The organism is Pseudomonas sp. 2VD (assembly GCF_005503585.1).
In the GTDB taxonomy this organism is placed as follows: domain Bacteria; phylum Pseudomonadota; class Gammaproteobacteria; order Pseudomonadales; family Pseudomonadaceae; genus Pseudomonas; species Pseudomonas aeruginosa.
In genome coordinates this window covers 1-9,197 of record NZ_SCND01000248.1, presented here as the reverse complement: position 1 = coordinate 9,197, position 9,197 = coordinate 1, and the positions used below count along the sequence as shown (strand labels likewise).

The 9,197-nt window shown below is 66.2% G+C and carries 3 protein-coding genes; all 3 read right to left on the bottom strand.

Features of this window, described 5'->3' with window-relative positions:
- Nucleotides 1–2,533: bifunctional glycoside hydrolase 114/ polysaccharide deacetylase family protein (locus FFS27_RS22625; RefSeq protein ID WP_137952219.1), on the bottom strand; the 2,533-nt coding region annotated here is incomplete at its 3' end.
- A gap of 561 nt (nt 2,534–3,094) precedes the next feature.
- Complete coding sequence (gene gdhB, locus FFS27_RS22620) at nt 3,095–7,954, bottom strand: NAD-glutamate dehydrogenase GdhB (protein ID WP_021265022.1); 4,860 nt, start codon at nt 7,952–7,954, stop codon at nt 3,095–3,097.
- A 273-nt stretch (nt 7,955–8,227) separates the two neighbouring features.
- Nucleotides 8,228–8,998: a hypothetical protein gene (locus FFS27_RS22615; protein WP_003116459.1), complete on the bottom strand. Its 771-nt coding sequence runs from the start codon at nt 8,996–8,998 to the stop codon at nt 8,228–8,230.
- Nucleotides 8,999–9,197: the final 199 nt, after the last annotated feature.

The following is a 9,197-nucleotide window of genomic DNA, read 5'->3' as shown; positions in this document are numbered from 1 at the left end:
CGCCCGCGACTCCCGTGGAGCGAGCGAGGTCCGGCCAACCCAGCGCCGGGTCCAGGCGCACCGTGCGCAAGGCGGCGAAGCCGCGCAACTGCCAGCTGCCATCGGCACGCTTGGCCAGGCTGGCGCGATGCAGGCCTTCCAGGCGCGGGATGTAGTCGCTCATCCACAGCGACAACGGATGCTCCGCCTGCATCGCCGCGTAGATCTGGTGCATGGTGCGGATCGAGGCCTGCTTGGTCCCCGAATAGAAGTGGTAGTACAGGTGCAGGCCGCGCAGGCGGCGCGGGCTGTCGGTCAGGGCGAAGGTATCGATGACGCCGCGGAAGCCGTAGTACGGCCCCTGCCAGAGATTGGTGTAGACGTTCTCGTTGATGATCGGCGCGTAGTACTGCACGCCGCCGCGGGTGGGCCGGATCAGCGGGTAGAGTCCGGTCAGCGAGGGAAAGGCCCGGGTCAGCGCGGTATTGCCGCCGTTGACGTTCATCAGCCCGGCGTCGTAGGCGAGCTTGATGGTGGCGGCGTCGGGCAGCGCGTCGCCGGACCAGAAGATCATCTTGACCGGCTTCCGCGGGGTGGTCAGGCGCTGCTCGATGTAGTCGCGGGCCCCGATCACCTCGCGTACGAAGTCGACCTTGTCGTAGCCCGGGATGGCCATCTTGTAGCCATACTGGGCCTCGAAGTTCTCGCCCTGCTCGGCCAGTTGCGGCTGCCAGAAGAACGGATGGCTGAAGGTATGGCTGGCGACCTCGACCTTGTCGTCGGCGAAGATGCGCCGGGCGATCGGCTCCAGTTCCCTGGCCAGGTGCGGGTACATGCCCTTCGGCCCGACCTCGCCTTCGATCACCGAGACCGAGGTGAGGAACGGATAGGGCTTGATGAAGTCCTCCAGCACCTGCTGGCCGGCATAGGGACTGCCGGGCACCTCGGCACGGGAGACGAAGCCGTCGCCATCGATGTGCACGGTGGCGATGCGCCGGCCATTCTCGGTGGTCGCGTCGGGACTCGGCAGCGGCGCAAGGCGCAAGGCCTTGCGCAGGAAGGCGAACGGATCGAGGATCCAGCGCCGGTGCTCGCTACCCTCCTCCAGCACATAGGGCGCCAGGGCGAAGCCGCCCCAGTCGGCGGTCGCCACCGGCACATACTCCTTGCCGTCGCCCTTGAGCTTGAGCGCCGGGGTCACCCGCGCCGGATCGAGTACGGTGAGCGCCGGCAGGTCGCGGACCCGGATCACCAGCGGCGCTTCGAAGGCGCCCAGCAGCGCCTGGTCGTGGGTCTCGGTGCTCGGCTTGACCTTGAGCTTCTGCGACAGCCGGCGAATACCCAGGCGCTGCAACAGGCCGTCGTTCTCTGTGGGCAGGCCGGCGAGGAACGCCACCGGCACCTTTTCGTCGAGACGCGCAGCGATCCAGTTGTCGAAGGCGTCGCTGGCCAGCGGCGGTCCACTGGTCATCCAGGTGACTACCCCCGCGTAGAGACCGCTCAGCGGACGTTCGGGCAGCGGCTGGTCGGTGGGCAGGTAGTCGACCCGATAACCGAGGTATTCGAGCAGGCCGCCGAGGTAGACGTGGCCGGGGCTCAGGGTCAGGTCGCCCTCGCGCGGATCGTAGAGCAGCGCGATGCGCCGCGGTTGCACCTCGACGTCGCTCACCCCCAGGTAGTCCAGCGCCGGGGTGCTGACGAACGGCACGTAGCCTTCGCTACGCAGGCGCGCAGCGAGCGCGCGCGCCTCGTCGCGCCGCTCCGGCGGCAGGTAGTCGATGGCGACGATGGGCATGCCCTGGGCGCGCAGGGCATCCAGGTGACCCTTCAGCCAATCGCGATCGTCCTGGGGCACCTCGCGGTATTGCCCGGCAGCGGCGTCCCAACCGGCATGGATCGACTCCACGGCCACCGCCGACGCGACGCCGGGCAACTCCGGCAGCACTTCGAAACCGCGATTGAAAAACAGCTTGAGGCCCGGCTCCTGGCGATGCAGCTGGGCGAGGAAACTGGCCAGCGCCCGGCGCTGACCCTCGCGGCGCTCCTCGGCCTGTAGCTGGAAGCTGTCCAGGGTATCGAGGAACAGGCCGGCGTAGCCCTGTTTGCGCAGCTCCGCGGCGCGCTTGAGCAGGTACGCCCGCCAGCTCGGCGCGGCGAGGTCCATTACCTGGCTGTTCCAGGCTTGGTTGCGGACCGCGCTCTTGCCCCGGGCCAGGCCGCTATCGGCGATGGCGGCGGCGTCGCCGTCGAACTCGCCGACCGACAGATAGGCGAAGGGCGTGCTGCCCTGCTCTTTCAGATACCCGACATCGGCCGGCTTGAGGTGCGCCGCTTCGAGCACCACCCAGTCGAACTGGGAAAGCTCGGCCAGCGGCGGCCGCTCGGCGTACCAGAACGCCACGCTGGACGGCCCGCCGGCAGCCCCTGCGGCAGCGCCGGCACAAAGCGCCAGCGCCAGGCCGGCAAGCCAGGCGAGCGGGCGTTCGATGGGTCGAAGGATGTTACGGCGGGACGGCAGACGCAGCACGGCGATTCCTTTCTTGCTGAACCGCATGCCCAGCCTACGCGGCAGGGTCGATACCGACCGAAGCGGCAGGTCGGGAGCATGGATGCGGTTTCCGATGGCAACGTCGAATCCCTGACAGTGCGGGCACGGCCAAAGCAGCCGCAGGCGATTAACGTCAATCTAATGACTAAATATGCTAATTGCTAATTTTTTAAGCGGAAACTGTCAATTTTTAGGCACATACATGACGCCATGGTGTCCTTTTGCCTGCTCTTGCCTCCCGCGTGACCGCCGCGACGTCATCGGAAAACTCACCGGGCGGGGAAGGAAGTACGGGCTGCCGGGGGTTTATGCGATCGACAGGATCCCGGCCAAGGCATACGAAGCGGAGAAGTCATAGATCCATATGAACCTATTAATAGAGTTTCTAATAACTAAATATTTATTAAATCTGTGAGTCAGGTTGTCCTTTCCGGGCTAACGCCGGGCGCCGGACATTTGTCGCCGCGCAGCGCCTCAGCCACCGCAAACACCGCAGGTTTTCGCCGCGCCAGAATGAAAGAGCCCCGCACTCAGGCGGGGCTCTTGCTTGCCGTCAGGCCGCTCGCATCAGGGGATGCAGACACCGTGCTGGCTGCTCGCCAGGTCCATCAGCTCGCGGTTGGCCACGGCGTACATGGCGTAGTCGGTACCCGACGCGGCACGCAGTTCGACCAGCATCGCCCGCCAGCGCTCGACCAGCGGCAGGTGCTGTTCCAGCCACAGGCCGACGCGCGCCTCGACCTCCTTCGGTCCGTCCTGCATCTGCAACACCGAGACGGTGATCGCCCGCTGCTGCCAGTCGAGGTCGTCGCGGAACGCCTCGCGGGCCAGCGCCTGCCAGTTGTTCTCCACCGGCAGGTTGGTGATCTGCTGCAGGTACCAGGTCAGGTCCAGCGCGCTGCCCACGGCGAAATAGGCCTTGGCCACTTCCGCGGTGTCCTGGCCGGTCACGTCGGACGCCTCGATGATCGGCAGCAGCGTATACAGGTGGCTGGTGCCGGCCACCATGCGTGCCAGCAGTTCCGGTACGCCGGCGTCGACGTAGGTCTGGTAGCGCGCCTGCCACAGCTCGCGGGTCGGCCCTTCGAGCAGCTCGTTGAGCTTCAGGCCGAGGGCGGCGATGCGCGGGCCGAAGTGGGCCACGTCGCGCGCCGCGTCCAGCTCGTTGCGGCGGCTGCGGAGGAACCAGCGGGTGGCGCGGCGACCGAGACGCATCAGTTCGTCCATCAGGGTCAGTTGGATATCAGCGGGCACCTGGTAGTCGAGGTTCTCGATCTGGCGGAACCAGTGCGGCAGGTGGAACACGTCGCGAACGATCACGTAGGCCCCGGCGACGTTGGCCGCGCTCATGCCGGTGGACTCCTTCAGGCGCTGCACGAAGGTGATGCCCATGTGGTTGACCAGGTCGTTGGCGATCTGCGTGCTGACGATCTCGCGCTTCAGGCGATGGCGGCGCATGGCGTCGCCGAACTTCTCCGCCAGCAATGCCGGGAAGGCGGTCTCCATGTCGCGGGTCAGGTAGTCGTCGTCCGGCACCAGCGATTTCAGCAGCGATTCCTTGAGGTCGATCTTGCTGTAGGAGATCAGCACCGACAGCTCGGCGCGGGTCAGCCCCTGGCCGGCACTGATGCGTTCCGCCAGCTCCTCGTCGGAAGGCAGGAACTCCAGGGCGCGATCGAGCTTGCCACGTGCCTCGAGGTCGCCCATCAGCCGCTTGTACTCGGCGATCCGCTCGCGGGCGCGGCGTTGCGCCAGGGACAGCGCCTGGGTCTGCTTGTAGTTGTTGCCCAGCACCAGGGCGCCGACCGCGTCGGTCATCTTCACCAGCAGCGCGTTGCGCTGCTTCTCGGTCATGTCGCCGGCCTGCACCACTTCGTTGAGCAGGATCTTGATGTTGACCTCATGGTCGGAGCAGTCCACGCCGCCGGCGTTGTCGATGAAGTCGGTATTGTTGGCGCCGCCGTGCAGGCCGAACTCGACCCGCGCCAGTTGGGTCATGCCCAGGTTGCCGCCCTCGCCCACCACCTTCGCGCGCAGCTCGCGGCCGTCGACGCGCAGACCGTCGTTGGCCTTGTCGCCGACATCGGCGTGGGTTTCCTTGCTCGACTTCACGTAGGTGCCGATACCGCCGTTCCAGAGCAGGTCGACCGGCGCCTTGAGCAGCGCATGGATCAGCTCGGTGGGCGCCAGCCTGTCGGCCTGGATGTCGAAGCGCGCCTGCATTTCCGGGGTGATGGCGATGCTCTTGGCGCTGCGCAGGAAGATCCCGCCGCCGGCGGAGATCAGCTTGGCGTCGTAGTCGGCCCAGCTCGAACGCGGCAGGTTGAACAGGCGCTGGCGCTCGACGAAGCTGCTGGCGGCGTCCGGGTTCGGGTCGATGAAGATATGCATGTGGTTGAAGGCGGCCACCAGTTGCAGCTTGTCCGACATCAGCAGGCCGTTGCCGAACACGTCGCCGGCCATGTCGCCGATGCCGATGACGCTGATGTTGTCCTTCTGCACGTCGATGCCGCGCTCGCGGAAGTGCCGTTGCACGCTGACCCAGGCGCCCTTGGCGGTAATCCCCATGCCCTTGTGGTCGTAGCCGGCGGAGCCGCCCGAGGCGAAGGCGTCGCCGAGCCAGAAGCCGTACTCGGCGGCGATGCCGTTGGCGATGTCGGAGAAGGTCGCCGTGCCCTTGTCCGCTGCGACCACCAGGTAGGGATCGTCCTCGTCGTGGCGGACCACGTTGGCCGGCGGCACCACTTCGCCTTCCTTGAGGTTGTCGGTGATATCGAGCAGGCCGGAAATGAAGATCCGGTAGCAGGCGATCGCCTCGGCCTGGATCTCGTCGCGGCTACCGCCAAGCGGCAGGCGGCGCGGGACGAAGCCGCCCTTGGCGCCGACCGGCACGATCACCGCGTTCTTCACCTGCTGGGCCTTGACCAGGCCGAGCACCTCGGTGCGGAAGTCTTCCTCGCGGTCCGACCAGCGCAAGCCGCCGCGAGCCACCTTGCCGCCGCGCAGGTGCACGCCCTCGACGCGCGGCGAGTAGACGAAGATCTCGTACTTGGGCACCGGCCTGGGCAGCTCCGGGATGGCCTTCGGGTTGAACTTGAAGCTGAAGTAGCTCTTGTTCTGGCCGTTGCCGTCGGGCTGGTAGAAGTTGGTCCGCAGGGTTGCCTTGATCAGGTCGAGGTAGCGCCGCAGGATGCGGTCCTCGTTGAGCACCTGGACTTCGTCGAGGGCACCGAGGATCGCCTGCTCCAGCTTCTGTTGCTTGTCTTCCAGGTCTTCCGCGGTGAGTTTGCGCGCCAGGTAGAAGCGGGTCTTGAACAGCCGCACCAGCTCGCGGGCGATGTCGGTGTGGGCATTCAGCGCACTGGCGATGTAGCCGAGGTCGAAGCCCAGGCGGATCTGCTTCAGGTAACGCGCGTAGGCACGCAGCAGGGCGACGTCGCGCCACGGCAGGTTGGCGGTCAGCACCAGGCGGTTGAAGGCGTCGTTCTCGGCGTCGCCGCTGACGATGTGGACGAAGGCGTCCTGGAGGATCTCGTTGAGCTGCTGGATGTCCACGTCCAGCCCTTCGGCGTAGGTGAAGGCGAAGTCGTGGATCCAGTATTCGCGGCCGTTCTGGTGGCGCAGGCGGTAGGGGAATTCGCCGAGCACGCGCAGGCCGAGGTTCTCCAGGATCGGCAGGACGTCGGACAGGGCCAGCGGGGTGTCGGCGTGGTACAGCTTGCAGTGCAGTTGCTGCTCGCCCTGCGCCAGCGGCTGGTAGAAGCTCATCACCAGCGGGCGCTGCTCGGAGAGGCTGAGCAGGTGCTGCAGGTCGACCACCGCGAAGTGCGGGGCGAAGCGCTCGCGGTAGCCGGCCGGGAAGCCTTTCGGGAAGTCGGCCAGGACGTTGGTACCCTTGGCCTCGCCGAGGTTTTCCACCACCAGGCTGCTGTAGTCGTCCTGCCAGGAACGGCAGGCCTGGATCACTTCTTCCTCCAGGCGCGCCGGGTCGATGTCGATGCGCGACTTCGGGTCGACGCGGAGGATGAACTGCACGCGGGCCAGCACCGACTCGGAGAAGAAAGTCCAGAACTCGCAGTCGCTGGCTTGCAGGCGCTCCATCAGGACCTGCTGGATCTTCAGGCGCGTCTCGGTGGAATACACGTCGCGCGGCACGTAGGCCAGGCAGTAGCAGAAGCGACCGTAGGGGTCCTTGCGCAGGAACACGCGGATCTTGTTGCGCTCCTGGATGCGGACGATCGCCAGGGCGGTGCTGAACAGCTCGTCCACCGGGGTCTGGAACAGGTCGTCGCGCGGCAGTACTTCCAGCACCTGGGCCAGTTCCTTGCCGAGGTGGGCCTTGGTGTCGAAACCGGAGCGCCGCATCACTTCGGCGACCTTGCCGCGGATGAAGGGAATGTCGTTGACGCTCTCGTTGTACACCGAGGAGGTGAACAGGCCCATGAAGCGGCACTCGCGGATCACCCGGCCCTTGCCGTCCAGCTCGCGGATCGACACGTAGTCCGGGTAGGCCGGGCGGTGCACGCGGCTCGGATGGGCAGCCTTGGCGAAGGACAGCAGGACCGGTTCGCGCAGGTAGGCGACGGCATAGTCCTCGATGTGCAGGTCATCCTTGCTCAGGCCGGCGCGCAGCAGACGGGTCAGGCCGAGGAAGGATTTCTCGTCGTAGACCATGCGCCCGCCGTCGGCCTCGTCGGCGACGCTGAATTCCTCGTAGCCGAGGAAGGTGAAGTGGTTGTCCAGCAGCCATTCGAGATAGCTGCGCACTTCCTTCAGCTCCTCCGCCGGCACCTTCAGCTTGGCCTTGCCGAGCCAGGCCAGCAATTCGAGGGCCTTGGCCTTCATCGGCTCGAAGTCGGCGACGGTCACGCGCACTTCGCCGAGCACCTCCAGGAGGGCCTTCTCCAGCGCCCGCAGTTCGCCGGCGTGGGCGCAACGGTCGATCTCCAGGTACATCAGCGATTCCTGGCTGACGTCCTTGCCCTGGGTGCCCTTGGGCAGGATTTCCTTCAGCTCGCCCTTGGCCGAGCGGCGCACGCTGAGGACGTTGGTCTGCAGGGTATGGATGCTGTAGCCGCGGCGGTTCAGTTCCATGCGCACCGAGTCGACCAGGAACGGCAGGTCCGGGTGCAGCACTTCCACCGCGGTGTGGGTGGATTGCCAGCCGTGCTTCTCGTAGTCGGGGTTGTATACGCGGACTTCGGGCTGGTCGCGGTCGAAGCGCTCCAGCAGGCGCCAGGCGGAAAGGGTGCAACCGACCAGGTCGGAAAGCCGACGCTGGGTCAGTTCATCGAGGGAGATCAGGCTGAAGAACTGTTCGGCGAACAGCGTGACTTGTGGTAACGCCTTGTCGCCGAGGTGCTGCGCCAGTGCCGTCTGCAGTTGATGCTGGAAATCGGCTTTGCTGGCCGCGGTGAAGAACGCCATGGTTGTACTCCGCTTGGCTTGTTATTTCATGGAGGCGAGCGGTTCGCGGGAAAGGTCGCGAGCAACGCACCTTCGGACCGACCCTCGCTGCGTCCATGAAGTTCAGCAGAAGCTGAGCATTAATCCAGGCAGGCAGGCGCACAGCAAAGGCTGACCGGGAACCGCCCTTTTTCGGCGAGCGACCCGCCGGTCATATCCGACAGAGCTTAACGAGCCGGCAAGGCAAAACACTTACCGTGCTGCGACATATTCGTTCACCCCGGGAGCATCGGCTCACTGCACCGGCAGGAAATGCATGAACAGCAGTCCCTGGGCGTAGTTCACGCTGATCCGCCGGTAGCGTTCGCCGAGCACCTCGGCGAGCAGGTCCAGGCGCGCGACGATCTTGGCGAACTCGCGGGCGTAGCTGAGGTTGCTGGCGTCGTCGGTGAGGGCGTTGGAAAGCAGCAACGGGGCGCCCTTGTCGTCCTTGCGGGTAGCCAGCATCCAGGTGGCGACCTCGACGTTGCGCGCGGCGTTGTAGACGTACTGCGCGTCGATCCCCTGGTAGACGTAGAACTCGGTACGCCCGCCATGGGCGGTGATCAGCATGCTGGCCAGTGAATAGATGAAGGCGCCGACGCGGTCGCCCCTGAACGCCGGATCGAGGGAATAGGACAGCGCGGCGATGTCGCGGCGGCCGCCCAGGTCGCTGAGTTCGCGGTTCTGCTCGATGGCCCGGCGGATCGCCAGCTCGGCGTCGGCCTGGCTCGGCAGGCCGGTCTTCTTCCATTCGGCGGGATTGCGCTTGTACAGCTTCCAGAGCAACTGGTAGAGGCTTTGCAGGTTGTCGCGCATGGCCAGGGTGGCCATGCGATCGGCATCGGTCTGGAGGAATTCGCCGGCGCGCATCGAACCCTGGCTGGTGTCCTCGCCGGCGGCGTTGCGCGGCGCGTTCGAACATCCGCTGGCGAGCGCGCCGAGCAGCAACAGCAGCCCACCGACCCAGCGCCGCCACCCACGCCGGGCGCGGCCCTCCCCCTTGCGCCGGGCAAGCCCCGGCAATGTCGCTCCTGACAAACGCTCTGTCCATTCGCTGTTCGCATCGCGGAAACCGACCCGCGTGCGCCGGCGAAGTTCCCCGGGCGCGTCGATCCGCCGCGCTTCGCGAGGCAGGTCACGGCGAGAGGCGGAGGCTTTTCACCGGCATACCCGCGCGGGTTCACGAATAGGCGCGGCACGAGCGTCGGAGAGTACGCTAGGC